Consider the following 26,680-nt stretch of genomic DNA (forward strand, 5'->3'; position numbering starts at 1 on the left):
ATACCCAGTTAACTGTAGGCTAACTGACTGAGTTACAGGGAAAATACAGAACACTCCTAATAACTCGCCCTGGTCACGGGCTTACTGCGAATCGTCATTTGACTGGTTTGCGCCAGCGTCAGACCTCGCGTTTCCGGGGCGAAAGCGATGGACACAAGCAGGCCAATCAGCGAAATTCCTGCGCCCATCAGCATGACATTGCTGATCCCGTATTTGGTAATGAACACCGGCAGCGCCCAGGTTGAAACAATAGTGCCGATGCGGCTTAAGGACATGATCACCCCGACGGCAGACGCGCGAATGTCGGTAGGGAACAGTTCATTTGGGTACAGCCACTGAAGATTTCCCGGTCCCCCCGAGAAAAAGGCGTACACGGCAAACGCCAGCACCACCAGCCACGCTCCCATATCAGGAATTAACCCCAGCACGGCCAGCGCCAGCGTCATCATAATAAAGCTGCCAATTAACAATGGCCGACGGCCCGCGCTATTGAGCCAGAACATGGGCGGAATGCACCCCAGCATAAAGCACAGGCTTATCACCACATTGCCCAACGCCGCGCTTTTCCCGGCACCAAGCCCCAACAGTCCAACAATCTGCGGACCAAAGGTATAAATGGCGAACATCGGGATCACCTGACAGGTCCAGATAGCGGCGACAAACAGGACAAACGGGAAATGACGGCGGTTAAACAGCTGTAGGAAGCGCGTCTCCTGCGGCGCCTCTTCGTCGAACACCACCGGTTCGCCGAACAGCTTGATCATCATCGCTTCACACTCTTTCACCCGACCTTTACGCAGCAGCCAGCGCGGCGATTCAGGAAGATCGAAGCGCCCAATCAGGATCAAAATACAGGGGATCACCGCGCTGCCCAGCATCCAGCGCCATCCTCCCTCAACATCATACAGCCAGTAACCGACCAGATCGGCACAGGTGGCGCCGACATACCACATCGCGGCGATAAAACCGATGGAGAAAGCGCGCTGGCGGGTATTGGAGAACTCGGTAATCATCGAGGTAGCAATCGGATAATCGGCACCAATCACAATGCCGATCAGCACACGCATTACCAACAGCTCAATGGGTGAGGAAACAAACATGGTTGCCGCCGATATCACGCCAATGGCAATAATATCGATGATAAACATTTTGCGCCGCCCGACCTTATCGGAAATGTAGCCAAACAGCGACGTCCCCACAAACAGACCGGCGAGCGTGCCGGCCCCCAGCAGACCAATCCACTGAGCGTCCAGTTTCAACGCTGGCGTGAGTTGTTCCAGCGCCACGCCAATCATCACCAGCACATAACCATCCAGAAATGGCCCACCGCTTCCCCACAGCATTATCCGGCGGTGAATAGAGGTAAATTTGATGTCATCAAAGTTCCTGGGCTGCTGCATAGCGACTTCCTGTTTCAACACGGGCAAAGCGTCATCTGTAGGCCGGATAAGGTGTTTAGGCCGCCATCCGGCATTGGCGCCACATGATTGCCGGATGGCGACGCTACCACGTCTTATCCGACCTACGGGTGCACAACCTCGTACTTATTAGCCGTAGCGAAACTCCACGCCAAATGTCCCGCGCGGGTATTCCCATTTTTCCAACGCTGTATCAAGTCCGAGAATGCGGCACGTTCCGCACTCCAGGCATCCGGCGTAATCAAAACGGACGCTGCCGTCGTCCTGTTTTTTATACAGTCCGGCCGGACAGGCCTTAATCAGTACTTCCAGCGCCTGTTTATCAGGATCGGTTTTGAGAATGATGTGCGGGCTGTCTTCATCCACATTGAACTTATTGACGCCCAGTTTGACGTCCACATTGACGGGAGATGTCATAATACGGTCACTCCTTTCAGGCCATCTTTCATCAGGTTGATGAAGCCCACTTTCTTCGCATGACGCAGGATTTTTTTGCGCATTGGCACCGGAGCAGAGCCATCTACGGTGAACAGGTCGCGCGCGATGCTGACCGCCATTTCGGGATAGGCGGTAAACATGCGTGGGTTATCTAGGAAAGCGGGAAGCTTCTGATACATGCGCATATCGCGCATTGGACCATCATCGAGATGCTGACGGTATTCGCCCAGCGACTGTTTGCTGAAGTCGTCGCGCTTCATTGCGGAAAGCACCGTTTTCGCGGCCGCTTCGCCTGCGGATATGGCGAGATCCATACCGCGGATGGTAAAGCCGAGGTTCATACACATTCCGGCAGCATCACCGGCAATCAGCACACCGTCACCCACCAGTTCAGGCTGCATATTCATACCGGCCTCCGGTACGACGTGCGCGGCATATTCCACCAGCTTGCCACCGGCGATCAGTGGGGCAACCGCCGGATGCTGTTTGAAATCTTCCAGCATTTGTGGGACCGATTTTTTAGCATCTTTCAGATGATGAAGACCGCAGACCAGCCCCAGAGAAAGGGTCGTTTCATTAGTATAGAGGAAGCCCCCGCCCATCAACCCATCAGTTGGAGAACCGGCAAACAGGCAAGCTGCACCTTCGTTCCCCTGTAACTGGAAACGATCTTCAATCACCGATTTTGGCAATTCGATCAGCTCTTTTACGCCAACGGCAACATGCGATGCCTCAACGCGCTTTGCCATGCCCAGTTTTTCTGCCAACAAAGAATTCACCCCGTCAGCAAGGATCACCACTTTGGCTTCCAGAATATCGCCGTCGGCTTCCACGCCCACGACTTTGCCTTCGCGCTGCACAACGTTATCCACCCGAATACCGGTGATAAGCTGGGCTCCCGCCTCCTCGGCCTGCTCCATCAGCCAGGCGTCAAATTTGCTGCGTAAGACGGAATAAGAAACCTGCGACGATGCAGCCTCTTCACCATTGCAATAGTCGATGGTCATCGCCCCTTTGTCGGTCATAAAGGCGAGTTTTTCGTGGGTGATTATGCGTTCAATGGGGGCCTGCTCAGCAAAGCCGGGAATGATGCGTTCCAGGCTATGGGCATACATGCGCCCACCGGTGACATTCTTCGCGCCAGCAGAATTGCCGCGCTCGATGACCAGCACCTGTGCACCTTCCCGAGCCAGCACCAGCGCCGCAACCGAACCGGCCAGACCTGCACCCACGATGATGGCATCAAAGATATCTTCGGACATACGTACTCCTGTCAGTGGCAGGATACTTTCGCACCCTGCCCGAATGGTTTAACGCGCCAGAGCAGCCGTCAGCGCAGGCAGGATCTTCAGCGCATCGCCAACGATGCCAAAATCTGCGTACTGGAAGATCGGCGCATTTTTATCTTTGTTGATGGCGAAAATCGTCTGCGCGCCGTTGGCGCCGACCATATGTTGGATCTGCCCGGAGATCCCCACGGCCAGGTACAGTTCTGGTTTGAGCATCAGGTTGGAAATGCCGACGTAGCGTTCGTGCTCCATCCACTTCTCGTTTTCCGCCACTGGACGGGAACAGGCCAGCTCAGCGCCAATCGCCTGGCACAGCGCTTCGGCCAGCGAGATATTTTCTTTGCTACCAATACCGCGTCCCACGCTGACCACCAGACGGGCTTTGTCGAGATCGACGCTGTTGCTCTGACGCGCCTGCGTTGCCGTACGGGTCACGGCGATAGTCGGAGCCTGCCACTGGACGGTGTGCACCTCGCCGCTGCGGGCGGTATCCGGTTGCTGCGCGTCAAACGTTCCGCTGCTGAGAGTGATCACGGCAAACGGTGAAGCGATTGTTTCTGCTCCCATCGCCAGGCCGCCGTAGACCATATGTTTGACCGCCGCTTTTCCGTCCTGCACCGCGACTGCGCTGGCGTCGTTTGAGACCGCAGCCGACAAGCGAAAGCCCAGCTTTGCCGCTAACAGCTTGCCCCGACGCGTATTCGACAGCAGCACCGCGCCGCCCTCGCTGTGCTGACGAATGGTTTCGGCCATCGCATCGGCGTAGTCTTCAACCATACTGTCTTCTGGTTTGCCGCTGAGCAGCCAGACATGATCTGCGCCTAAATGGCATGCCGCCGCGCTGTCCTCATCGCTGAGCACAAACGTGTTAACGTTTTCACCTAAAGCCTGCGCACCATTCATCAGTTCCGGCAGACGAGAAGGGGTATCGCTGAATACCCAGACACTGGAAAATTTGTTCATAACATCCCCTGATAATTAAATGATTTTGCGAAGATTCTCGACAAACGCGGCAATCTGTTCTTCACCGTCACCTTCAATCACAACGCGCTGACGCTCGCGCTGCTTCGGTGCGGCAACCTGTTGTTCGGAATACGCTTGCGCGCCGTTCAGCCCAATGTCCGCAGACGACCAGACCTGGACCGGTTTTTTCGCTGCGCCAAGGATGGCTTTCATAGAAGGGATTTGTGGGGTGTTGATATCCGTAGAAACTGCGATCACCGCCGGGAGCGGGATGCTTAGCGTTTCAACTTCATCTTCCAGTTCACGCTCTACCGTCAACGTGCTGTCGGTAAGCGAGAGGATTTTACTCACGCCGTTAATCGCCGGCACGTTCAGCATTTCGCCCACCAGCAGACCAACCTGCTGTGCATAAAGATCGGAAGAACCGTCGCCGCAAATAAGCAGATCAAAACCTGATTTTTGTGCGGCGGCAGCCAGCGCAGTGGCGGTTTGTTGCGGCAGCGCCTGTTCAAATTGATCGTCAATGACAACAATCAGTTCATCAGGGCCACGGGAGAGCACATCTTTGCGCCCTTTTGCATTGGTCAGCGCTTTGCCGCCGACGCTCATGGCCACAACCTGAGCCTCTCCCACCTGCTGTTTTAACTGGCAAGCCGCTTCGATCGCATTCAGATCATATTGGCTGATTTTGCCATCTGCTTTGCTGAAATCGAGTGTTCCATCAGCATTATTAATCGCAATATCCTGCTCATCAGGTACGCATTTGTAGCAAGTAATTATCTTCATTGCATCTCCAGAAATCATGAAGGAAACGTATTTATATCGGCGGTGTTAAATACAGATATCACGCTCTTTAATTCGGAAATAAAACATTAATCACCAATATTGAAAATGTCACACATTGATATTCGTAACTTTCAATAGTGTTATGCACCTCACCAATATTGAAAGAAACATGTCAAATACGAAAATTTTCAATATTGTTTGCTGGTTCAACAATATTGAACGTCAGTCACTTAAAAAAGTTAAAAAATAAACATCAACATTATGATTAATAAGGAAATTATTTGTATTTTCAGACAAAATAACCAGCATAAGAAAGTGTGACGCAGATAACAGAATAGCCGGAAATGAATACCCATTATGAGTTACTCACTGAGGCGCCCAGAGGTTAAAAAGTTATCAACAAATCATTAATAATAAATAAACAAACGATCACATACGGGCACGCTAAATAAATTTCGTTTTCACACTGGAATTCACTTATGAAAAATGAAAAGAGAAAGTCGGGAATTGAACCGAAGGTTTTTTTTCCGCCATTAATAATTGTTGGGATACTTTGTTGGTTAACAGTAAGAGATCTTGATGCCGCTAACGTCGTTATTAATGCGGTATTCAGTTATGTCACCAACGTCTGGGGTTGGGCATTCGAATGGTATATGGTCGTCATGCTCTTCGGCTGGTTCTGGTTGGTCTTTGGCCCGTATTCGAAAAAGAAATTAGGCGACGAAAAACCTGAGTTTAGTACCGCCAGCTGGATTTTTATGATGTTCGCCTCCTGTACATCTGCTGCAGTTCTGTTCTGGGGCTCTATTGAGATCTACTACTATATTTCCACACCGCCGTTCGGTCTGGAACCAAATTCCACAGGCGCGAAAGAGATAGCTCTGGCGTACAGCTTGTTCCACTGGGGACCGCTGCCGTGGGCGACCTACAGCTTCCTTTCAGTCGCGTTCGCCTACTTCTTCTTTGTACGCAAAATGGACGTTATCCGCCCCAGTTCCACGCTGGTACCGTTAGTTGGCGAGAAGCATGCTAAGGGCTTGTTCGGCACCATCGTCGATAACTTCTATCTGGTGGCGCTGATCTTCGCGATGGGCACCAGCCTCGGTCTCGCTACCCCGCTGGTAACCGAGTGTATGCAATGGCTGTTCGGTATTCCGCATACGCTGCAACTCGACGCCATCATCATTACCTGCTGGATCATATTGAACGCCATTTGCGTGGCCTGCGGCCTGCAAAAAGGGGTCAAGATCGCCAGCGACGTACGTAGTTACCTGAGCTTCCTGATGCTCGGCTGGGTGTTTATCGTCAGCGGCGCCAGCTTCATCATGAACTACTTCACCGACTCGGTCGGCATGCTGCTGATGCATCTGCCGCGCATGCTGTTCTATACCGATGCCATCGGCAAAGGCGGCTTCCCGCAGGGCTGGACTGTTTTCTACTGGGCGTGGTGGGTTATTTACGCTATCCAGATGAGTATCTTCCTGGCACGTATTTCTCGCGGTCGTACCGTACGTGAACTGTGTTTCGGGATGGTACTGGGCCTGACCGCTTCCACCTGGATCCTGTGGACCGTCCTTGGCAGCAACACGCTGCTGCTGATGGATAAAAACATTCTCAACATCCCGCAACTGATTGAACAACACGGCGTGGCGCGCGCCATTATCGAAACCTGGGCTGCTTTACCGCTCAGCACCGCCACCATGTGGGGATTCTTTATCCTCTGCTTTATTGCCACCGTCACGCTGATTAACGCCTGCTCCTACACCCTGGCGATGTCCACCTGTCGCGAAGTTCGTGATGGTGAAGAACCGCCGCTGTTGGTGCGTATCGGTTGGTCCGTTCTGGTCGGCGTCATCGGCATCGTTCTGCTGGCGCTGGGTGGGCTGAAGCCCATTCAGACCGCAATTATCGCCGGGGGATGTCCGCTGTTCTTCGTCAACATCATGGTGACGCTGTCCTTTATTAAAGACGCCAAAGTGCACTGGAAAGACAAGTAATTCTTATTAACCCAATTGATCAAGAGGCTGAAAGATGGATTTCAACTTAAATGACGAGCAGGAACTGTTTGTCGCCGGTATTCGTGAACTGATGGCCAGTGAGAACTGGGAAGCTTATTTTGCCGAGTGCGATCGCGACAGCGTCTACCCTGAGCGTTTTGTAAAAGCGCTGGCGGATATGGGCATCGATAGCCTGTTGATCCCAGAAGAACACGGCGGCCTGGAAGCCGGTTTTGTCACCGTTGCCGCCGTCTGGATGGAACTCGGACGTCTTGGCGCACCGACTTACGTGTTGTACCAATTACCGGGAGGTTTTAACACTTTCCTGCGTGAAGGGACTCAGGAGCAAATTGATAAAATCATGGCGTTCCAGGGCACCGGAAAGCAGATGTGGAACTCTGCTATCACCGAACCGGGAGCGGGATCGGATGTTGGCAGTCTGAAAACCACTTATACACGCAAAAATGGTAAGGTTTATCTTAATGGCAGTAAGTGCTTTATCACCAGTAGCGCCTATACCCCGTACATCGTAGTGATGGCGAGAGATGGTGCATCGCCGGATAAACCTGTTTATACCGAGTGGTTTGTTGACATGAGCAAAGCGGGTATCAAGGTCAACAAACTGGAGAAACTCGGTCTGCGCATGGATAGCTGCTGTGAAATCACCTTTGATGACGTTGAACTGGACGAGAAAGACATGTTCGGTCGGGAAGGTAATGGCTTCAACCGTGTGAAAGAAGAGTTTGACCATGAACGCTTCCTCGTCGCGCTGACCAACTACGGTACGGCAATGTGCGCTTTTGAAGACGCCGCGCGCTACGCCAACCAACGCGTACAGTTTGGCGAAACGATCGGCCGTTTCCAGCTGATCCAGGAGAAGTTCGCACACATGGCGATCAAACTGAACTCCATGAAAAACATGCTGTTGGAAGCCGCATGGAAAGCGGATAACGGCACCATTACTTCTGGTGACGCGGCAATGTGTAAATACTTCTGCGCCAACGCCGCGTTTGAAGTGGTAGACACCGCCATGCAGGTACTGGGAGGTGTTGGTATCGCGGGCAACCACCGCATCACGCGTTTCTGGCGTGACCTGCGCGTTGACCGTGTTTCTGGTGGTTCTGACGAAATGCAGATCCTGACGTTAGGTCGTGCGGTACTCAAGCAATACCGATAGAACGACGCAACCTGTAGGCCTGATAAGACGCCTTAGCGTCGCCATCAGGCAATCAATGCCGGATGGCGGCGCGAGCGCCTTATCCGGCCTACATGGACACCCATAAATGCCAGGAGAAAAATGATGAATCATTTACCAATGCCAGCCTTCGGCCCGCTTTCCGGGGTACGCGTTGTCTTTTCAGGGATCGAAATTGCCGGTCCGTTCGCCGGACAGATGTTCGCCGAATGGGGCGCTGAGGTTATCTGGATTGAAAACGTCGCATGGGCCGATACCATCCGCGTACAGCCTAACTATCCGCAGCTCTCACGCCGTAACCTGCACGCCCTGTCGCTGAATATTTTCAAAGATGAAGGCCGGGAAGCGTTTCTGAAGCTGATGGAAACCACCGATATTTTCATTGAAGCCAGTAAAGGTCCGGCCTTTGCCCGCCGAGGTATTACCGATGAAGTGCTGTGGGAACATAACCCGAAACTGGTTATCGCCCACCTTTCCGGCTTCGGCCAGTTTGGTACCGAGGAGTACACCAATCTTCCGGCGTATAACACCATCGCGCAAGCGTTCAGCGGCTATCTGATCCAAAACGGCGACGTGGATCAGCCAATGCCCGCCTTCCCGTACACCGCCGATTACTTCTCCGGGATGACCGCAACGACAGCAGCGCTGGCGGCCCTGCACAAAGTGCGCGAAACGGGTAAAGGTGAAAGCATCGATATCGCTATGTACGAAGTGATGCTGCGCATGGGTCAGTATTTCATGATGGATTACTTCAACGGCGGAGAAATTTGCCCACGCATGACCAAAGGCAAAGACCCGTATTACGCTGGCTGCGGCCTGTATAAATGCGCCGATGGCTATATCGTCATGGAGCTGGTCGGCATCACGCAAATCAACGAATGCTTCAAGGATATTGGCCTCGCCCACATTCTTGGCACACCGGAAGTCCCGGAAGGCACCCAGCTTATCCATCGTGTGGAATGCCCTTACGGCCCGCTTGTGGAAGAGAAACTGGACGCCTGGCTGGCAACGCACACCATCGCCGAAGTCCAGGCGCGCTTTGCTGAGCTGAACATCGCCTGCGCGAAGGTGCTGACTATTCCTGAACTGGAAGGCAACCCGCAGTACGTTGCCCGTGAATCTATTACGCAGTGGCAAACAATGGATGGCCGCACCTGCAAAGGGCCAAACATCATGCCGAAATTTAAAAACAACCCGGGGAAAATCTGGCGTGGCATGCCGTCACATGGCATGGATACTGCCGCCATTCTGAAAAATATTGGTTATAGCGAAGCAGACATAAATGAGCTGGTCGGCAAAGGCCTGGCCAGAGTTGAGGAATAAACGCGACGCGCTGACCCCTCGATGGTTAGCGCTCACGCCTGATTTCAGTGGATAAAGCAATATGGATATCGTTGGCGGACAAAACTTACGTCAGATGTGGGACGACCTGGCCGGGGTGTACGGAGATAAAACGGCGTTAATTTTCGAATCCTGCGAAGGAATCGTTCGGCAGTTTAGCTATGCCTCGCTCAATGAAGAGATTAACCGCACGGCAAACCTGTTCCATTCCTTAGGGATCCGCAAGGGCGATAAGGTCGCATTGCATCTGGATAACTGTCCGGAATTCATTTTTTGCTGGTTTGGGCTGGCAAAAATTGGCGCCATCATGGTACCGATTAATGCCCGCTTGCTGGGTGAAGAAAGTGCCTGGATCCTGCAAAATAGCCAGGTAAGTCTGCTGGTCACCAGCGCCCAGTTTTATCCTATGTACCGCCAGATACGACTGGAAAATAGCACCCCGCTTAATCATATCTGTCTGATTGGCGAACAGCTTCCGGCTGACGACGGTGTGAGTCACTTTACCCAACTGCAATCCCGCCAGTCCGCCACGCTGTGCTATACGCCCGCGTTATCCACTGACGATACGGCGGAAATTCTGTTTACCTCAGGCACCACCTCGCGGCCTAAAGGGGTGGTAATTACCCACTACAACCTGCGGTTTGCAGGCTACTACTCTGCCTGGCAAATCGCCCTGCGCGATGATGACGTCTACATGACGGTGATGCCCGCGTTTCATATCGATTGTCAGTGTACCGCCGCAATGCCCGCATTCTCCGCTGGCAGCACCTTTGTGCTGCTAGAGAAGTACAGTGCCAGGGCGTTCTGGAATCAGGTGCATAGATATAAGGCGACGGTTACCGAATGCATTCCGATGATGATCAGAACGCTAATGGTGCAGCCCGCTGCACCAACCGACAGACAGCATCACCTGCGCGAAGTGATGTTCTACCTCAATTTATCCGAGCAGGAAAAAGACGATTTTACCGAACGCTTTGGCGTCAGGCTGCTGACCTCCTACGGTATGACTGAAACCATCGTCGGTATTATCGGCGACCGTCCCGGTGACAAACGACGCTGGCCCTCCATTGGCCGCGTGGGATTTAGCTATGAAGCCGAAATCCGTGACGATCACAACCGTCCCCTGCCCGCCGGAGAAATTGGCGAAATCTGTATTAAAGGCGTGCCGGGCAAAACAATCTTCAAAGAGTACTACGCGCAGCCGGAGGCTACCGCCAAAGCGCTGGAACCTGAGGGCTGGTTACATACCGGTGATTCGGGCTATCAGGATGAGGATGGCTATTTTTATTTCGTCGACAGGCGCTGCAACATGATTAAACGCGGCGGGGAAAATGTCTCCTGCGTCGAGCTGGAAAATATTATTTCTGCGCATCCCAAAATTCAGGACATTGTGGTTGTCGGTATTAAAGATTCAATCCGTGATGAAGCCATTAAAGCGTTTATCGTCCTTAATGAAGGTGAAACATTAAGCGAAGCCGAGTTCTTCAGCTTCTGCGAAAACAATATGGCGAAATTCAAGGTTCCCTCTTTTATGGAGATAAGAACCGACCTGCCGCGCAATTGTTCAGGAAAAATAATCAAAAAAAATCTGAAATAACCCTTCCGACAGGAACTCCTCCTGCCGGGAAATCTATTTATCTGGAGATGAACTATGAGTGATTCATTACATCTGACCCGTAACGGCCCGATCCTGGAAATTACCCTCGACCGGCCTAAAGCCAATGCCATTGACGCCAAAACCAGCTTTGCCATGGGTGAAGCGTTTCTTAATTTTCGTGACGACCCGGAATTACGCGTAGCGATTATCACCGGCGGCGGTGAGAAATTCTTTTCTGCAGGCTGGGACTTAAAAGCAGCAGCTGAAGGTGAAGCGCCAGATGCCGATTTTGGCCCAGGCGGCTTCGCCGGTTTAACCGAAATTTTCGATCTCGATAAGCCGGTCATCGCTGCGGTAAACGGCTATGCGTTTGGCGGTGGTTTTGAGCTGGCGCTGGCAGCGGATTTTATTGTCTGCGCGGAAAACGCCAGCTTCGCACTGCCGGAAGCCAAGCTCGGGATCGTGCCTGACAGCGGCGGCGTACTGCGTCTGCCTAAGCTGCTGCCACCGGCAATCGTCAACGAAATGGTGATGACCGGCAGACGAATGAGCGCCGAAGAAGCGCTGCGTTGGGGTATCGTCAACCGCGTTGTCAGCCAGGGCGAACTGATGGATAGCGCGCGTGAACTGGCGCAGCAGTTGGTCAATAGCGCCCCGCTGGCTATCGCCGCACTGAAAGAGATCTATCGCACCACCAGCGAAATGCCGGTGGAAGAAGGCTACCGCTACATCCGCAGCGGCGTGCTGAAGCACTATCCATCTGTACTGCATTCGGAAGATGCGCTTGAAGGTCCGCAGGCGTTTGCCGAAAAACGCGACCCGGTGTGGAAAGGTCGTTAATAAGCCGATGCCGGATAGCGATTCGCTTATCCGGCAATAAAACCGAGATAAAACGATGAGCTACTACGCCTTTGAGGGCCTGATTCCGGTGGTACATCCGGATGCCTTTGTCCATCCCAGCGCCGTGCTGATTGGCGATGTCATAGTGGGTGCCGGAGTTTATATTGGCCCGCACGCGTCATTGCGCGGTGACTATGGTCGCTTGATCCTGGAGGCAGGTTCTAATTTGCAGGATGGCTGCATCATGCACGGCTACTGCGACACCGACACCATCGTGCATGAGAACGGACACATCGGCCATGGCGCAATCCTGCACGGTTGCGTGGTGGGCAGAGATGCGCTGATCGGTATGAACAGCGTCATTATGGACGGCGCAGTAATTGGCGAAGAGAGCATTGTCGCCGCCATGAGCTTTGTCAAAGCCGGATTTCAGGGAGAGGCAAGGCAGATGCTGGTTGGCTCACCCGCTCGCGTATTGCGTGAAGTCACGGACCAGGAACTGCACTGGAAACGGCTAAACACCAAAGAGTATCAGGATCTTGCAACTCGCTGCCACACAGGTCTACACGAAACACTGCCCTTAACGCGGGTCGAAGAAAACCGGCCACGCCTGAAAGGCACAACGGACGTAAAACCCAAATCAGCACAGTAATTGATGCCGGATGCGCTCACGCTTATCCGGCCTACGCGTCAATCACCGTTTATGCCGCCATCAGGCAAACTGATTATTAGCGACGCATACTCTTGGAGAGCATCATCTGCCATTTCTGCTCACGGTTGAGCTCTGTTGGAGGAACGGCAGACAGGCGTGGCGTTTTCGCCATGCTCACCTTTTTCTCCTGCAAATTGTGATTCAGTCGGCTGTAGAGATGAGAGTCAATACTCACGACTTTCACCAGACGCTGGCACTGACAACCCCGACCGGCAATCTGATTAGGGATCATCTTAACTTCACAAACAATTTCTCCCACTTCCGACAGAATATAAGAGAGCGTATTAATTGCTTTGCAGTGCTCGATATCAAAATGGCGGGAAATTTCCTTTGCGGTGATCCAACGATCCTCGGCCATCATCCAGTCAGCAATTAACAAATAAAGCGGTCTTTCAACATATTTTTCACACATAAGCACACCATTTTCACAAATTAAAAATCTGGCTACGGCCTGTCCAAATTAATAAAAACTAAGCCATATTAAAATTGTGGATATAAAGGATAGTATGCGACTTGAATGTTGATTAGTGTGAGCAATATCGTGCTTATTACATTGAAAATGTGGTTACGGAAACGGACTTGTCCAGGAATGACCTTACGCAAGACAAAAAAAGGGTTTCTTTACAGAAACCCTTTCAAAATTATATTACAGATCCGGTTAGAGCAATATTCACCGGACCTTTTGTTTATTACTTTTTGATCTGCGCGTGCATTTCCTGCACCGAGGTTACCTTCTCGGTTGCATCGGCATTCAACGCCATCGCTGTGGCGAAACCGCCGTTCAGCGTAGTGTCATAATGCACTTTGTACTGCAGCGCGCTGCGGCGAATAAGCTTGGAGTCTTCAATCGCCTGACGACCTTCGGTGGTGTTGATGATATAGGTGTACTCGCCATTCTTGATACGGTCCTGAATGTGCGGACGACCTTCATGCACCTTGTTCACCAGACGTGGATTGATACCCGCTTCACCCAGAACAATCGCGGTCCCGTGCGTCGCATCCAGCTCGAAGCCAAACTTCAGCAGTTTCGCTGCCAGGTCAACCACGCGCTCTTTATCGCCTTCGCGAACGGAGAGCAGTGCACGACCCTGTTTTTTCATGGTGGAGCTACTGCCCAGCTGTGCCTTGGCGAACGCTTCAGCGAAGGTACGGCCCACGCCCATCACTTCCCCGGTAGAGCGCATTTCTGGCCCTAACAGCGGGTCAACGCCCGGGAACTTGTTGAACGGCAGCACCACTTCTTTTACCGAGTAGTACGGCGGGATAACTTCTTTGGTTACGCCCTGCTGTGCCAGCGTTTTCCCGGCCATCACGCGCGCCGCGACTTTCGCCAGCGGTACACCAGTTGCCTTGGAGACGAACGGAACGGTACGTGCCGCACGCGGGTTCACTTCAATCAGGTAAACTTCGTTATTCTTCACCGCAAACTGGACGTTCATCAGACCGCGAACCTGCAGTTCGAAGGCCAGTTTCTGCACCTGTTGGCGCATCACATCCTGAATTTCCTGGCTCAGGGTGTAAGCAGGCAGAGAACATGCGGAGTCACCGGAGTGCACGCCCGCCTGTTCGATGTGCTCCATGATGCCACCAATCAGCACCATTTCACCGTCGCAGATAGCGTCCACGTCCACTTCAACCGCATCGTCAAGGAAACGGTCCAGCAGTACCGGCGCATCGTTAGAAACGCTGACTGCAGTCTGGAAGTAGCGACGCAGGTCGGCTTCGTCGTAGACGATTTCCATCGCGCGACCACCGAGAACATACGACGGACGCACCACCAGCGGGTAGCCAATCTCTTTCGCCTTCTCAACAGCCTGTTCGATAGCCGTTACGGTAGCATTCGCCGGTTGTTTCAGCTTCAGACGGTCAACCGCCTGCTGGAAACGCTCGCGGTCTTCCGCGCGGTCGATGGCATCCGGGCTGGTACCGATAACCGGTACACCTGCCGCTTCCAGCGCACGCGCCAGCTTCAGCGGGGTCTGTCCGCCGTACTGTACGATGACGCCTTTCGGCTTCTCGATACGAACGATTTCCAGTACGTCTTCCAGCGTGACCGGCTCGAAGTACAGGCGGTCGGAGGTGTCGTAATCAGTTGAAACGGTTTCCGGGTTACAGTTGACCATGATGGTCTCGTAACCGTCTTCGCGCAGCGCCAGCGAGGCGTGTACGCAGCAGTAGTCAAACTCAATGCCCTGACCGATACGGTTTGGACCACCGCCCAGCACCATGATTTTATCGCGGTCAACGGACGGGTTCGCTTCGCACTCATCTTCATAGGTGGAGTACATGTAAGCGGTGTCGGTGGCAAATTCTGCCGCACAGGTATCCACGCGTTTGTAGACCGGGTGCAGATTGTACTGGTCGCGCAGTTTGCGGATTTCCGCTTCGCGAACGCCGGCCAGTTTCGCCAGACGCGCATCGGCGAAGCCTTTGCGCTTCAGTACGCGCAGGAAGTCAGCGTCGAGGCCGTTGATGCCAAGGTCGGTGACTTTTTCTTCCAGACGTACCAGCTCTTCAATCTGCACCAGGAACCAGCGGTCGATGTTGGTCAGATTGAACACGCCATCGACGGACAGGCCAGCACGGAAGGCATCGGCGATGTACCAGATACGCTCAGCGCCAGCGTCTTTCAGCTCGCGACGGATTTTAGTCAGTGCTTCCGGGTCGTCCAGGCTTACTTTCGGGTCGAAGCCGGTCGCGCCCACTTCCAGACCGCGCAGCGCTTTCTGCAACGATTCCTGCTGGGTACGGCCAATCGCCATCACTTCACCGACAGATTTCATCTGCGTGGTCAGGCGGTCGTTAGCACCAACGAATTTCTCGAAGTTGAAGCGTGGAATTTTGGTCACAACGTAGTCGATGGACGGCTCAAATGAAGCCGGAGTACGGCCGCCGGTGATGTCGTTCATCAGTTCGTCGAGGGTATAGCCCACCGCCAGCTTGGCGGCGACTTTCGCAATCGGGAAACCGGTGGCTTTAGATGCCAGCGCAGAAGAACGGGATACGCGCGGGTTCATCTCGATGACAATCAGGCGACCGTTTTTCGGGTTTACCGCAAACTGGACGTTAGAACCGCCGGTTTCCACGCCGATTTCACGCAGTACCGCCATCGAGGCGTTACGCATGATTTGATATTCTTTGTCGGTCAGCGTCTGGGCAGGTGCTACGGTGATGGAGTCACCGGTATGGATGCCCATCGCGTCGAAGTTTTCGATGGAGCAGACGATGATGCAGTTGTCGTTTTTATCACGCACCACTTCCATCTCGTACTCTTTCCAGCCAATCAGTGATTCATCAATCAGCAGCTCGTTGGTTGGGGAAAGATCCAGACCGCGTTCGCAGATTTCTTCGAACTCTTCGCGGTTATAGGCGATACCGCCACCGGTGCCGCCCATGGTGAAGCTAGGGCGGATAATGCACGGGAAGCCAACGTCAGCGGCAACCGCCAGCGCTTCTTCCATGGTGTGAGCGATGCCTGAACGTGCGGTGTCAAGACCAATCTTCTTCATCGCGATATCGAAGCGACGACGGTCTTCCGCTTTATCAATGGCATCCGCCGTTGCGCCAATCATGGTCACGCCGAACTCAGCCAGTACGCCCTGGCGTTCCAGTTCCAGCGCACAGTTCAGCGCTGTCTGACCGCCCATGGTTGGCAGCACCGCATCCGGGCGTTCTTTCTCAATAATTTTGCGTACCACTTCCCAGTGAATCGGCTCGATGTAAGTGGCATCGGCCATTTCCGGGTCGGTCATGATGGTTGCCGGGTTGGAGTTCACCAGAATAACGCGGTAACCCTCTTCACGCAGGGCTTTACACGCCTGCGCGCCGGAATAGTCAAACTCACACGCCTGACCGATAACAATCGGACCCGCGCCCAGAATCAGGATACTTTTTATGTCTGTACGTTTTGGCATGGCTCTTTTACTCCTGATTATTTCGCGGACTGACGGTATTGCTCAATTAACTCGATAAAGTGGTCGAACAACGGTGCAGCGTCGTGCGGACCCGGACTCGCTTCAGGGTGCCCCTGGAAGCTAAACGCCGGTTTGTCGGTACGATGAATCCCCTGCAAGGTGCCGTCGAACAGTGACTTGTGGGTCACGCGCAGGTTGGCAGGCATGGAGGCTTCATCTACAGCAAAACCGTGGTTCTGTGCGGTGATCATCACGGTATTGTTATCAATATCTTTTACCGGATGGTTACCGCCGTGGTGGCCAAACTTCATCTTAATGGTCTTCGCACCGCTCGCCAGCGCCAGCAGCTGATGGCCGAGGCAGATGCCAAATACCGGAATATCGGTTTCGAGGAATTTCTGAATCGCGGTAATTGCGTAGTCGCACGGCGCCGGGTCGCCAGGGCCGTTGGACAGGAAGATACCGTCCGGATTCATCTTCAGAACGTCTTCTGCTGAGGTTTTCGCCGGTACAACCGTCAGGCGGCAGCCGCGGTCCGCTAACATACGCAGAATGTTACGTTTGGCGCCGAAATCGTAAGCCACAACGTGGAACGGCATTTCATCGGCAGATTTCGCTTCCGGCAGGTCACCGGCTAGCGTCCAGCTCCCCTGCGTCCAACTATAAGGCTCCGCGGTGGTCACTTCTTTCGCCAGATCCATACCGTTCAGGCCTGGGAAAGCTTTTGCTTTTTCCAGTGCCAGCGCCGCATCCGGGTTATCGCCCGCGATGATGCAGCCGTTCTGTGCGCCCTTTTCACGCAGCAAACGCGTCAGCTTACGGGTATCGATATCAGCAATCGCCACAATGTTATGGCGCTTGAGGTAAGAAGAGAGGTCTTCAGTATCGCGGAAGTTGCTGGCAATCAGCGGCAGGTCGCGGATGACCAGGCCTTGCGCATGTACCTGAGAAGATTCTGCATCGGCTTCATTGGTGCCGACATTACCGATATGAGGATAAGTAAGAGTGACGATTTGGCGGGAATAGGAAGGATCAGTGAGGATTTCTTGATAACCGGTCATTGAAGTATTGAAAACGACTTCCCCAACCGCCGAACCTGTTGCCCCTATGGCCCGACCGTGAAACTGGGTTCCGTCTTCCAGAACCAATAGCGCTGACTTAATCAAAACACCCTCCAGAGAATATTCACTCACTTTATTTGCATATTAATTCATTAACACCTCATGAATCAATGCAAATTTGCTTACCTATGGATTTCTGGCAAACGGCGGCATTCTAGAGATAGCTCACACAAAAGTCTACCCAAAAGGGCTTTTTTTATTATTATTTTGCGCCACTGGGATAAAACACACGATTTAACAGGCAAAAAGATCAGCTAACTCAGGGTGGAAAACGCTTGCGGCAGACAAAGAGTGTAAAAACAGAATGCGGGAGAGAAAAAAGTGGACCATTTGGTCAAAATTTACATTGAGATAACAGAATTACCCAACAAAACATAGACAAATAACCAATTAAAAGAAAAAACACATTCAGAAGCCAAAAATAAAAGGGCAATAAAATATTGCCCTATGTAATCAAATAATTATGATTACAATAACCACATCACGAAGGGTAATGAAAGCTATAAACTGCGTAAATCAAGCACATCTTTCATATCAAAAAGACCATTTGACTTTGATTTCAGCCAAATTGCCGAACGCACTGCGCCATTGGCAAAAGTCATGCGGCTAGATGCTTTATGCGTGATCTCAATACGCTCGCCAATATCAGCAAACATCGCGGTATGCTCACCGACGATATCCCCCGCCCGCACCGTGGCAAAACCGATCGTGCCCGGTACGCGCTCGCCGGTGTAACCTTCACGCGAATAGACGGCACACTCTTTTAAATCTTTATCCAGCGCCCCGGCAATCGCCTCGCCCATCGCCAGCGCAGTGCCTGAGGGCGCATCAACTTTATGGCGGTGGTGAGCTTCAATAATCTCAATATCGGTGTAATCGCCCATCACTTTCGCCGCCTTCTCCAGCAGCTTAAGCATAACGTTCACGCCGACGCTAAAGTTCGCGGCGAAAACGATCGCAATCTCCTGCGCGGCATCACGAATCGCCTGTTTACCGGCATCGTCAAAGCCGGTGGTGCCAATCACCATCCCTTTACCGTGCTGGCGGCAAAACGCCAGATGCGCCAGCGTGCCTTCCGGGCGGGTAAAATCGATGAAAACATCGAAATCATCTTTCACCGCGTCAAGGCTGCTTTGCACGGTAACGCCCGTTTTTCCGGCCCCCGCTAATTCTCCGGCATCGCTTCCCAGTAAGGACGAGCCTTCGCGCTCTAACGCGGCACCCAATTGAACACCTTCCATCGCCATGGCGGCCTGGATTAACTGCCGTCCCATGCGGCCACCGGCGCCGGCAATGGCGACACGGATTTGTGCTTCATGCATAGCTATTCTCTTTAATAAAAATTGCGTAAACCGTTTTCAGAGTAACCAGCACGCCCGGAGGCCGCTAGCTGAAAACACCCATAATTAGAATTTAATGATAAACAGAGGGGAATATCAGTAAAAGACATGATTCATCCCGCAGGATGAATCATTGCTGGAGCACAGGAAAGAAGTCAAACTTACTCAGTATGGCGCAAAATGATGGGAAAACGACGGAAATACGAGCAGAAATCAGCCAGTCTGCGTAGATATTTTCGCGAGTGTAGTTTTATGGCACGAGCGTGTAGTTGACGATCATTTGCCCTTTTTTCATCTTCACCTGAGTAATCGTCACCGGTCCAATCTCAGAGAGATGGGCAACATGCGTCCCTCCGCAGGGATAAGCGAGGAGATGACCAAATCCAACCTGCCGCAACCCGTCGGTGAATGTCACTTGTCTGGAGAGATTGTCTGCCTGCCAGGCGTTGATTTTCTCCTGCAGCGATAGCGTATCCGGTAACGTACCGTTTTCACCGGCGGCGAAAGTAATGCGCCCCTCATTGGGCCAATGGTGTGCTTTCACCGGGAGCCAGCCGAACGCTGTACCCGCCAGGCCGATAAGATGTCCTGCCGAGTGCAGGCGGGCGTGCAGTTGACGCAGCGCGGCATCCACACGCAGGTTCACGATGCCGGGGAGGAGCGGTTTTGCCACGATGTGCACCACATCGTCACCGCGCGCGAGGACTGTTTCAACCCGCTCATCATCAATCCAGCCCGCATCCGCAGGCTGCCCGCCTCCCTGCGGGTGAAAAAGGGTTCTATCCAGTACCACCGCGTACCGTCCATCCGGCTCAGCCGAGCAACTCAGTAAGTTAGCCTGGCCTTCAGTGTTATCGCTGGTGTAATAAAGACGTTCAGTCATGATTGCTCTCCTCTTGATGGGAAGAGTATATTCACTTTACTGACGGCGATAATCCTGCGCTGGTTCAATGCATCTTTGCCTGGTACGCACAAATGAACCCTAATCTTCTTCCCGACCTTGCCACCTTTGTGTTGATTATCGACCAGGGGAGCTTCTCCGCCGCCGCCAAAGCCTCGGGTGCTACGCCTTCCGCTATTAGCCGCAGCGCTTCACGCCTCGAGAAGGCGTTGGGCAGTAAGCTGCTGCACCGTACGACGCGCAAGCTGGCGCTCAGCGAAACGGGCAAAATTGTGTATGCACACGCGCAGGAAATGCTGCATGCGGCACAAATGGCCGTCGACTCAGGCAGCAGTCGACAAACCATCGCGCAAGGGCAACTGACCCTCAGCGTGCCGAAAGCGGTGGGGCGATTTGTCATTCATCCACTGATGGCCGAATTCTTTACGCGCTACCCGCAAGTGGACGTCTGCCTTCGGCTGGAAGACCGGTATATGGATTTAATCGACGACGGCGTCGACCTTGCACTGCGCATCAGTCAGTCGCCCTCCCCGGGCCTGTACGGGAAACCGCTGATGCCGGTCAGCCATGTGATATGCGCAACCCCCGAATACTTACGCAAGCACGGTACGCCCGAGCACCCGCAGGCACTGCGCGAGCATAGCTGTATCAGTCTTGGCGAGACACCTGCGGATTCACGTTGGAAGTTTCGACGCGGTGAGCGCATGGAGACTATTCAGACTCATGGCCGCTACGCCGCCAACCACACCGGTGTACGCCTGGACGCGGTAAAAAAGGATCTGGGAATCGGCAGCCTGCCACTGTTCACCGCCAGCGAGGCACTCGCCAATGGCGAGATTGTCCAGGTACTTCCAGAATGGGAATTTATCAGCGACTACAGCGGGGAACTGTGGCTGCTATGGACGCGCAATCAACATATGCCCGCCAGAATGCGGGCGATGATTGATTATCTCAGCGAGAAGGTGCCGTTGCACAACACCTGATTACAGCGCGCGGGCAAATACCTCTGCCACCCACTGCTGGAAACCTTCAACGTTCAGGCCCAGCGCAACCTGCGCATTTGCCGGATGCCCCAAGCGTCCTTCAATGTCCACTACAGTCGTACCCGAGGTATATTCGCCCTGGGTTTCAACCGCCACGAAACACGACTGCAGGATAAACAGTTCCGGGCGCACCAGCCAGGCAATGGCGCACAGATCGTGCATTCGCAACCCTGTATTCATACTGCCGCTACGGTAATGGCTAAACAGCGCATGCAGCATTTTTCCCGTCTGGTTAAGCTGAGGCAACGTCGCCAGATAGTCCGGGGCGAGCATAGCCTGATTAGTGACATCCAGCCCACACATCACAATCTCCAACCCGCTCTGGAAGACTTTCGCTGCGGCCTCGGGATCGATAGCAATATTAAACTCGGCGTTGGGTGTGAAGTTCCCGCGCCCGGCAGAGCCGCCCATAATCACCAGACGGTGAATGTTAAATACGCATTCAGGATAATGGGTCAGCAGCAGCGCAATGTTGGTCAGCGGGCCAATCGCCACCAGCGTCACGGGCTGCGGGGCATGCATCAGCGCATCGCGAATCGCCTGGAAGGCGGGTTTTGCCATCGCCTGGCGGTCGTGTTCGACAAATTCATACCCTTCCATACCGGACTCGCCGTGCACGGAAGCGGCATCACGCAGTGGCCGCACCAGCGGCATTGATGCTCCCTGCGCCAGCGGAACATCCGCATTCCAGAAGTGCAGCAGTTGCAACGCATTACGGGTGGTTTTCTCCACCGACACATTGCCTGCTACCGTGGTCATCAGTTGCAGATCCAGCTCAGGGGCAAACAGCGCGGCGGCAATGGCGGCGGCATCATCAATGCCGGGATCGGTATCAAGAATGATCGGTAAGCGCATGGTTTCTCCATAAAAAAATGCCAGACGTTAAGTCTGGCATCTTCTCATAATCGTAACTGGAAAGACTTACTCTACTTCACGAACATCCACACGCAGCTCTTTCGGCACTTCGAAAACGATGTTCTCTTCGCGGCCTTCCAGTGGGATCGCTTCCCCACCACCAAGCTCTTGCAGGCGAGCAATCACGTTTTGCACCAGGATATCCGGCGCCGAGGCTCCGGCCGTCACGCCCACACACTTCGCTTCTTTCACCCACGCTTCCTGAATGTCGGTCGCATCGTCAATCAAATACGCCGCTTTCCCCATTCGCTGGGCCAGTTCAGCCAGACGGTTGGAGTTAGAGGAGTTCTTAGAGCCGACCACCAGCACAACATCAGCCTGTTCCGCCAGCGCGCGAACCGCTTCCTGACGGTTGGTGGTGGCATAACAGATATCGTCTTTGCGCGGCCCGACAATTTTCGGGAAGCGTTGACGCAGCGCATCAATAACGTCAGAAGTGTCGTCAACGGAAAGCGTTGTCTGCGTCATGAAGGATAATTTGCCTTCATTTTTCACATTCAGTTTCAGCACATCATCTGGTGATTCAACCAGATACATTCCCCCTTGCGGGTTGCTGTACTGGCCCATCGTGCCTTCGACTTCCGGGTGCCCGGCGTGACCAATCAGAATGGATTCTTCGCCACGACGACTGGCACGGGCAACTTCCATATGCACTTTCGTTACCAGCGGGCAGGTCGCATCAAAAACCGTGAGGTCACGGCCTTTGGCTTCGTTACGCACCGCCTGAGATACGCCATGAGCGGAGAAAATCAGGATCGCGCCATCCGGCACTTCGCTGATTTGCTCGATAAAAATAGCGCCGCGCTCGCGCAGGCTATCCACCACATAGCGGTTATGCACCACCTCGTGACGGACATAAATCGGTGCGCCATAAATAGCCAGCGCGTTTTCCACAATGCTGATAGCGCGGTCTACGCCAGCGCAAAAACCGCGCGGGTTGGCCAACAGGATCTGCATTTTACGCCTCCAGTGCCGGTTCGACTTCCAGCACTTCAATATCAAAATGAACGGTATGCCCGGCCAGCGGATGGTTGAAATCAACCGTGATCGAATCACCGTTGATTTCGCGGATCACGCCAGGCATCTCACTGCCGTCCATTGCGGTAAAGAGCATGATAGCGCCAATTTCTGGCTCGCCCGCGTCCATAAATTCCCGACGCGAGAAATACTGAATTAAGTCCGGACTTGACACGCCAAAGGCGGCATCCGGTTCCAGAGCAAAAGTGGTTTTATCACCTTCTTTTAGCCCCAGCAGGTGTTGTTCCAGTCCTTCAGACAGAGAACCGTCGCCCAGGCGAAACAGCGCTGGCTTGCCGTTATTGCGGGTTGACTCTGCGGTTGAGCCATCGTCGAGCTTAAGGGTGAAGTGCACCAGCACCGCACTGTTACTCTGTACTGATTTAGACATGCAGGTTGCTCTTTAAAATTGCTGCCGCCTGTTTGCCCGGTGGCGGTACGCTTACCGGGCCAACAAGGATCGCAGTATATTGTAGGCCGGATTAGCATAGCGCCATCCGGCATTTTTTTATGCGGCTTTTTTCTCTTTCGACGGCAGGAAGCCTTCGAGAACAATCAATGCCGCGCCGATACAGATAGCAGTATCGGCCAGATTGAAAGTCGCGAAATGCCAGTCGCCGACGTAAAAGTCAATCATATCAACCACGAAGCCGTGCCACAGGCGGTCGAACAAGTTGCCCAGTGCACCGCCAATGATTAACGCATACGCGATGTTGTTCAGCTTCTGGGTCGCCTTCGAGCGATACATCATCACCATCAGGATGACGCAAATACCGATGGCGATGCCGGCAAAGAACCAACGTTGCCAGCCGCCGCTGTCGGCTAAGAAGCTAAACGCCGCACCATAGTTACGCGCGTAGTGCAGATTAAGCGACGGAAACAGCGACACCGTATCCCCCAGAGCAAAGTTCTGGAGGATCAGGTATTTGCTGCCTAAATCGATAATCAGCACGACTACCACCAGCCACAGCCAGCGTAGTCCTGTTGAACAAAGAGGCTTACTCATCAGGCAAACTTACGTTGTTCGCCATCACCGGCGATGTTGCTGACACAGCGTCCGCAGATATCTGCATGTTCCGCCACCTGGCCGACATCGGTAGTGTAATGCCAGCAGCGCGGGCATTTCTCACCTTCGGCTTTGCTCAGTACGATTTTCAGACCTTTGAGCAGTTCGCTCTGCTGAGCATCAGCAGGAGCAGCCGCATAATCCGCAACCGTCGCACCAGAGGTCAGCAGTACAAAACGCAACTCTTCGCCCAGCGCGGTCAGTTTCGCCGCCAGCTCAGGTTCAGCGTACAGGGTCACTGCAGCCTCCAGAGAACCACCGACTTTCTTATCCGCACGCGCCTGTTCGATGACTTTGTTCACTTCACCACGCACTTTCAACAGCTCGTCCCAGAAGGCATCGTTCATCGCTTCGGTTTCGCCTAAGCCAAACAGACCTTCGTACCATTCACCGGTAAAGACATACTTCTCACGATCGCCCGGCAGGTAGCCCCAGATTTCATCGGCGGTGAAGGACATGATCGGCGCCATCCAACGAACCAGCGCTTCAGCGATATGGAACAGCGCTGTCTGGCAGCTACGACGCGCCACGCTATCCGCTTTCGCGGTGTACTGACGGTCTTTGATGATGTCGAGGTAGAACGAACCCATTTCGACGGAGCAGAAGCGCATCAGGCGCTGTACCACTTCGTGGAAGTCATAGGCTTCATAGGCTTTCAGGATTTCGTCCTGCGCCGCTTGCGCACAACCTACCGCCCACCTGTCCAGCACCACCATCTCTTCCGGTTTCACCATGTCTTTAACCGGATCGAACCCGTTCAGGTTCGCCAGCAGGAAGCGCGCGGTGTTACGGATACGACGATAGCTGTCGGCAGCACGTTTCAGAATTTCGTCAGAAACGGCCATTTCACCGGTATAGTCGGTTGAAGCCACCCACAGACGCAGAATATCCGCGCCCAGTTTGTTCATCACATCCTGCGGAGAAACGGTGTTACCGATAGACTTGGACATCTTACGGCCCTGACCATCAACGGTGAAACCGTGAGTCAGTACCTGGCGATAAGGTGCTTTGCCTTTCATGGCGGTGGAGATCATCAGAGATGACATGAACCAGCCACGGTGCTGGTCAGAGCCTTCCAGATACATATCGGCCGCATGGCCTGCAAACTCAGGACGCACGTCCACGACGGAGGAGTGGGTTGAACCAGAGTCGAACCACACGTCCAGCGTATCCGGGACTTTGACATACTGGTCAGCTTCGTCGCCGAGGATATCTTTCGGATCGAGATCCCACCACGCCTGGATGCCGTCAACTTCAACGCGTTTAGCCACTTCTTCCATCAGTTCGATAGCGCGCGGATGCAGCTCTTCGGTGTCTTTGTGAACAAACAGAGACATCGGCACACCCCACGTACGCTGACGGGAGATACACCAGTCAGGACGGTTAGCAACCATCGATTCAATACGCGCCTGGCCCCAGTCCGGGATCCACTGCACGCCTTTGATCTCTTTCAGCGACTGTGCGCGCAGGCCTTTTTGATCCATGCTGACGAACCACTGTGGGGTCGCACGGAAGATGATCGGTGACTTGTGACGCCAGCAGCATGGGTAGCTGTGCTGCATCTTCTCAACGTGCAGCAGCGCACCTTTTTCGCTCAGCAGCGCAACGATTTTGTCGTTGGCTTTAAAGACGTTCACGCCGTCCAGATCCGGATAGGTACCCGCCAGGTATGCGCCGTCCGGGCCAACCGGGTTAGCGATTTCCAGACCGTATTTCTGGCTGATGACGTAGTCATCCGGACCGTGACCGCCAGCGGTATGAACCGCACCGGTACCCGCATCCAGCGTAACGTGATCGCCAAGGATAGCTGGCACATCAAAGCCCATAAACGGATGGGTAAAGCGCAGCAGTTCCAGCTCAGCGCCTTTAACGGTGCCGAGAATGGTGTATTCAGCCGCGCCAATACGCTGCATAACGCTTTCAACCAGATCTTTCGCCAGAATCACAGCCTGGCCGTCAATCTGCACCAGCGCATAGTCAAAATCAGGTGCCAGAGAGATTGCGCGGTTCGCCGGTAACGTCCACGGGGTAGTGGTCCAGATAACCAGAGAGATCGGGCCGTTGACGTCAGAAACGCCAAATTTCGCTTTCACCGCATCCTGATCGGCGGCGTGGAACGCCACGTCGATGGACGGGGAGGTTTTGTCATAATACTCAACTTCCGCTTCCGCCAGCGCGGAACGGCAGTCAACGCACCAGTGCACCGGCTTCGCACCTTTGTGCAGGTGACCGTTACCGATGATTTTACCCAGCGCACGAATGATGTTGGCTTCGGTTTTGAAGTCCATGGTCAGGTACGGATGCGACCAGTCGCCCAGTACGCCAAGACGGATAAAGTCTTTACGCTGACCGTCAACCTGGGTCGCTGCGTATTCGCGGCACTTGGCACGGAACTCAGCGGCGGTAAACTTCTCGCCCGGTTTGCCGTATTCCTGCTCTACTTTCAGCTCGATCGGCAGACCGTGGCAGTCCCAGCCCGGAACGTAAGGCGAGTCATAACCCGTGAGTCCTTTGGACTTCACGATAATGTCTTTCAGAATCTTGTTAACCGAGTGACCAATATGAATGCTGCCATTCGCATAAGGAGGGCCATCATGCAGAATGAAGGTTTTTTTGCCTTTTTTGGCCGCACGAATGATGCCGTACAGGTCATCATCAGTCCAACGCGCCAGCATTCCCGGTTCGCGCTTGGCGAGATCGCCGCGCATCGGGAACCCTGTTTCCGGCAAATTCAGGGTTGATTTATAGTCACTCATCAGATTCTCGGTTCCGTATTTAAAACTCGTA

General features: G+C 53.5%; 22 protein-coding genes. 7 read left to right on the forward strand and 15 right to left on the reverse strand.

From position 1 onward, the window contains the following. Positions 1 to 56: 56 nt before the first annotated feature. The 5 genes from OGX97_RS04510 to OGX97_RS04530 all read right to left on the reverse strand — a co-directional run bounded on the left by OGX97_RS04510 (position 57) and on the right by OGX97_RS04530 (position 4,894). Positions 57 to 1,400 carry an MFS transporter gene (locus OGX97_RS04510; RefSeq protein WP_020996234.1) on the reverse strand — a complete coding sequence of 448 codons (1,344 nt, stop codon included), beginning with the start codon at positions 1,398 to 1,400 and terminating at the stop codon, positions 57 to 59. A gap of 147 nt (positions 1,401 to 1,547) precedes the next feature. Beyond that, on the reverse strand, positions 1,548 to 1,835 hold the full coding sequence (fixX, locus tag OGX97_RS04515) for a ferredoxin-like protein FixX (protein ID WP_000203736.1): 288 nt from the start codon (positions 1,833 to 1,835) through the stop codon (positions 1,548 to 1,550). Then, positions 1,832 to 3,118, reverse strand: a complete 1,287-nt coding sequence (locus tag OGX97_RS04520; RefSeq protein WP_003018887.1) for an FAD-dependent oxidoreductase — start codon at positions 3,116 to 3,118, stop codon at positions 1,832 to 1,834. The genes fixX and OGX97_RS04520 overlap by 4 nt, the downstream gene beginning before the upstream one ends. Before the next feature lie 48 nt (positions 3,119 to 3,166). Beyond that, positions 3,167 to 4,108: an electron transfer flavoprotein subunit alpha/FixB family protein gene (locus tag OGX97_RS04525; RefSeq protein ID WP_279850914.1), complete on the reverse strand. Its 942-nt coding sequence runs from the start codon at positions 4,106 to 4,108 to the stop codon at positions 3,167 to 3,169. Positions 4,109 to 4,123: 15 nt separating this feature from the next. Continuing rightward, on the reverse strand, positions 4,124 to 4,894 hold the full coding sequence (locus OGX97_RS04530) for an electron transfer flavoprotein FixA (RefSeq protein ID WP_032942343.1): 771 nt from the start codon (positions 4,892 to 4,894) through the stop codon (positions 4,124 to 4,126). Between the two features lie 479 nt (positions 4,895 to 5,373). Here OGX97_RS04530 and caiT point away from each other — a divergent pair, with 479 nt between their 5' ends. The 6 genes from caiT to caiE all read left to right on the forward strand — a co-directional run bounded on the left by caiT (position 5,374) and on the right by caiE (position 12,516). Beyond that, entirely contained in the window at positions 5,374 to 6,891 is a 1,518-nt protein-coding gene (gene caiT / locus OGX97_RS04535; protein ID WP_279850915.1) for an L-carnitine/gamma-butyrobetaine antiporter, read from the forward strand. 34 nt (positions 6,892 to 6,925) lie between these two features. Further along, positions 6,926 to 8,068 (forward strand): crotonobetainyl-CoA dehydrogenase, encoded by a 1,143-nt coding sequence (caiA, locus tag OGX97_RS04540; RefSeq protein WP_003018898.1) that lies wholly within the window; start codon positions 6,926 to 6,928, stop codon positions 8,066 to 8,068. A 123-nt stretch (positions 8,069 to 8,191) separates the two neighbouring features. Continuing rightward, the gene (caiB, locus tag OGX97_RS04545; protein WP_003018901.1) at positions 8,192 to 9,409 is read left to right on the forward strand and encodes an L-carnitine CoA-transferase; all 1,218 of its coding nucleotides are present in this window, start codon (positions 8,192 to 8,194) and stop codon (positions 9,407 to 9,409) included. A 61-nt stretch (positions 9,410 to 9,470) separates the two neighbouring features. After that, positions 9,471 to 11,024, forward strand: a complete 1,554-nt coding sequence (gene caiC / locus OGX97_RS04550; protein WP_048227113.1) for a crotonobetaine/carnitine-CoA ligase — start codon at positions 9,471 to 9,473, stop codon at positions 11,022 to 11,024. Between the two features lie 54 nt (positions 11,025 to 11,078). Continuing rightward, positions 11,079 to 11,864, forward strand: a complete 786-nt coding sequence (caiD, locus tag OGX97_RS04555; RefSeq protein WP_032942338.1) for a crotonobetainyl-CoA hydratase — start codon at positions 11,079 to 11,081, stop codon at positions 11,862 to 11,864. Between the two features lie 55 nt (positions 11,865 to 11,919). Continuing rightward, the gene (gene caiE / locus OGX97_RS04560) at positions 11,920 to 12,516 is read left to right on the forward strand and encodes a carnitine operon protein CaiE (protein WP_103285785.1); all 597 of its coding nucleotides are present in this window, start codon (positions 11,920 to 11,922) and stop codon (positions 12,514 to 12,516) included. Positions 12,517 to 12,592: 76 nt separating this feature from the next. Here caiE and caiF read toward each other — a convergent pair whose 3' ends face one another. The 5 genes from caiF to OGX97_RS04585 form a co-directional block, all read right to left on the reverse strand. Then, complete coding sequence (gene caiF, locus OGX97_RS04565; protein ID WP_003829705.1) at positions 12,593 to 12,988, reverse strand: carnitine metabolism transcriptional regulator CaiF; 396 nt, start codon at positions 12,986 to 12,988, stop codon at positions 12,593 to 12,595. Between the two features lie 277 nt (positions 12,989 to 13,265). Then, complete coding sequence (gene carB / locus OGX97_RS04570; RefSeq protein ID WP_003829707.1) at positions 13,266 to 16,490, reverse strand: carbamoyl-phosphate synthase large subunit; 3,225 nt, start codon at positions 16,488 to 16,490, stop codon at positions 13,266 to 13,268. A 17-nt stretch (positions 16,491 to 16,507) separates the two neighbouring features. Next, positions 16,508 to 17,656, reverse strand: a complete 1,149-nt coding sequence (gene carA / locus OGX97_RS04575) for a glutamine-hydrolyzing carbamoyl-phosphate synthase small subunit (RefSeq protein ID WP_003829709.1) — start codon at positions 17,654 to 17,656, stop codon at positions 16,508 to 16,510. A gap of 455 nt (positions 17,657 to 18,111) precedes the next feature. Beyond that, positions 18,112 to 18,933, reverse strand: a complete 822-nt coding sequence (dapB, locus tag OGX97_RS04580; RefSeq protein WP_008786159.1) for a 4-hydroxy-tetrahydrodipicolinate reductase — start codon at positions 18,931 to 18,933, stop codon at positions 18,112 to 18,114. Between the two features lie 268 nt (positions 18,934 to 19,201). Next, positions 19,202 to 19,834 (reverse strand): hypothetical protein, encoded by a 633-nt coding sequence (locus tag OGX97_RS04585; protein WP_003829712.1) that lies wholly within the window; start codon positions 19,832 to 19,834, stop codon positions 19,202 to 19,204. A gap of 92 nt (positions 19,835 to 19,926) precedes the next feature. Here OGX97_RS04585 and OGX97_RS04590 point away from each other — a divergent pair, with 92 nt between their 5' ends. Further along, the gene (locus tag OGX97_RS04590) at positions 19,927 to 20,835 is read left to right on the forward strand and encodes a LysR family transcriptional regulator (protein ID WP_032942336.1); all 909 of its coding nucleotides are present in this window, start codon (positions 19,927 to 19,929) and stop codon (positions 20,833 to 20,835) included. Here the strand turns inward: OGX97_RS04590 and rihC are convergent, their stop codons facing one another. From rihC to ileS, 5 genes are all read right to left on the reverse strand, one after another. After that, positions 20,836 to 21,750, reverse strand: coding sequence for a ribonucleoside hydrolase RihC (gene rihC / locus OGX97_RS04595; protein ID WP_235125485.1), 915 nt, complete (start codon positions 21,748 to 21,750; stop codon positions 20,836 to 20,838). Positions 21,751 to 21,816: 66 nt separating this feature from the next. Beyond that, the gene (gene ispH, locus OGX97_RS04600) at positions 21,817 to 22,767 is read right to left on the reverse strand and encodes a 4-hydroxy-3-methylbut-2-enyl diphosphate reductase (protein WP_003018925.1); all 951 of its coding nucleotides are present in this window, start codon (positions 22,765 to 22,767) and stop codon (positions 21,817 to 21,819) included. A gap of 1 nt (position 22,768) precedes the next feature. Continuing rightward, the gene (gene fkpB, locus OGX97_RS04605) at positions 22,769 to 23,218 is read right to left on the reverse strand and encodes an FKBP-type peptidyl-prolyl cis-trans isomerase (RefSeq protein WP_003018929.1); all 450 of its coding nucleotides are present in this window, start codon (positions 23,216 to 23,218) and stop codon (positions 22,769 to 22,771) included. A 117-nt stretch (positions 23,219 to 23,335) separates the two neighbouring features. Continuing rightward, positions 23,336 to 23,833, reverse strand: coding sequence for a signal peptidase II (gene lspA / locus OGX97_RS04610; RefSeq protein WP_003018932.1), 498 nt, complete (start codon positions 23,831 to 23,833; stop codon positions 23,336 to 23,338). Next, entirely contained in the window at positions 23,833 to 26,649 is a 2,817-nt protein-coding gene (gene ileS, locus OGX97_RS04615; protein ID WP_003829724.1) for an isoleucine--tRNA ligase, read from the reverse strand. Before ileS ends, lspA begins: the two co-directional genes overlap by 1 nt. Positions 26,650 to 26,680 lie beyond the last annotated feature (31 nt).

Source organism: Citrobacter sp. Cpo061, assembly GCF_030332845.1.
Lineage (GTDB): Bacteria > Pseudomonadota > Gammaproteobacteria > Enterobacterales > Enterobacteriaceae > Citrobacter > Citrobacter portucalensis.

Excerpts from the sequence above, each read along its gene's own strand:
- OGX97_RS04510 (WP_020996234.1), bottom strand. The coding sequence starts at position 1,400 with ATGCAGCAGCCCAGGAACTTTGATGACATCAAATTTACCTCTATTCAC.
- fixX (WP_000203736.1), bottom strand. The coding sequence starts at position 1,835 with ATGACATCTCCCGTCAATGTGGACGTCAAACTGGGCGTCAATAAGTTC.
- OGX97_RS04520 (WP_003018887.1), bottom strand. The coding sequence starts at position 3,118 with ATGTCCGAAGATATCTTTGATGCCATCATCGTGGGTGCAGGTCTGGCC.
- OGX97_RS04525 (WP_279850914.1), bottom strand. The coding sequence starts at position 4,108 with ATGAACAAATTTTCCAGTGTCTGGGTATTCAGCGATACCCCTTCTCGT.
- OGX97_RS04530 (WP_032942343.1), bottom strand. The coding sequence starts at position 4,894 with ATGAAGATAATTACTTGCTACAAATGCGTACCTGATGAGCAGGATATT.
- caiT (WP_279850915.1), top strand. The coding sequence starts at position 5,374 with ATGAAAAATGAAAAGAGAAAGTCGGGAATTGAACCGAAGGTTTTTTTT.
- caiA (WP_003018898.1), top strand. The coding sequence starts at position 6,926 with ATGGATTTCAACTTAAATGACGAGCAGGAACTGTTTGTCGCCGGTATT.
- caiB (WP_003018901.1), top strand. The coding sequence starts at position 8,192 with ATGAATCATTTACCAATGCCAGCCTTCGGCCCGCTTTCCGGGGTACGC.
- caiC (WP_048227113.1), top strand. The coding sequence starts at position 9,471 with ATGGATATCGTTGGCGGACAAAACTTACGTCAGATGTGGGACGACCTG.
- caiD (WP_032942338.1), top strand. The coding sequence starts at position 11,079 with ATGAGTGATTCATTACATCTGACCCGTAACGGCCCGATCCTGGAAATT.
- caiE (WP_103285785.1), top strand. The coding sequence starts at position 11,920 with ATGAGCTACTACGCCTTTGAGGGCCTGATTCCGGTGGTACATCCGGAT.
- caiF (WP_003829705.1), bottom strand. The coding sequence starts at position 12,988 with ATGTGTGAAAAATATGTTGAAAGACCGCTTTATTTGTTAATTGCTGAC.
- carB (WP_003829707.1), bottom strand. The coding sequence starts at position 16,490 with ATGCCAAAACGTACAGACATAAAAAGTATCCTGATTCTGGGCGCGGGT.
- dapB (WP_008786159.1), bottom strand. The coding sequence starts at position 18,933 with ATGCATGAAGCACAAATCCGTGTCGCCATTGCCGGCGCCGGTGGCCGC.
- OGX97_RS04585 (WP_003829712.1), bottom strand. The coding sequence starts at position 19,834 with ATGACTGAACGTCTTTATTACACCAGCGATAACACTGAAGGCCAGGCT.
- OGX97_RS04590 (WP_032942336.1), top strand. The coding sequence starts at position 19,927 with ATGAACCCTAATCTTCTTCCCGACCTTGCCACCTTTGTGTTGATTATC.
- rihC (WP_235125485.1), bottom strand. The coding sequence starts at position 21,750 with ATGCGCTTACCGATCATTCTTGATACCGATCCCGGCATTGATGATGCC.
- ispH (WP_003018925.1), bottom strand. The coding sequence starts at position 22,767 with ATGCAGATCCTGTTGGCCAACCCGCGCGGTTTTTGCGCTGGCGTAGAC.
- fkpB (WP_003018929.1), bottom strand. The coding sequence starts at position 23,218 with ATGTCTAAATCAGTACAGAGTAACAGTGCGGTGCTGGTGCACTTCACC.
- lspA (WP_003018932.1), bottom strand. The coding sequence starts at position 23,833 with ATGAGTAAGCCTCTTTGTTCAACAGGACTACGCTGGCTGTGGCTGGTG.
- ileS (WP_003829724.1), bottom strand. The coding sequence starts at position 26,649 with ATGAGTGACTATAAATCAACCCTGAATTTGCCGGAAACAGGGTTCCCG.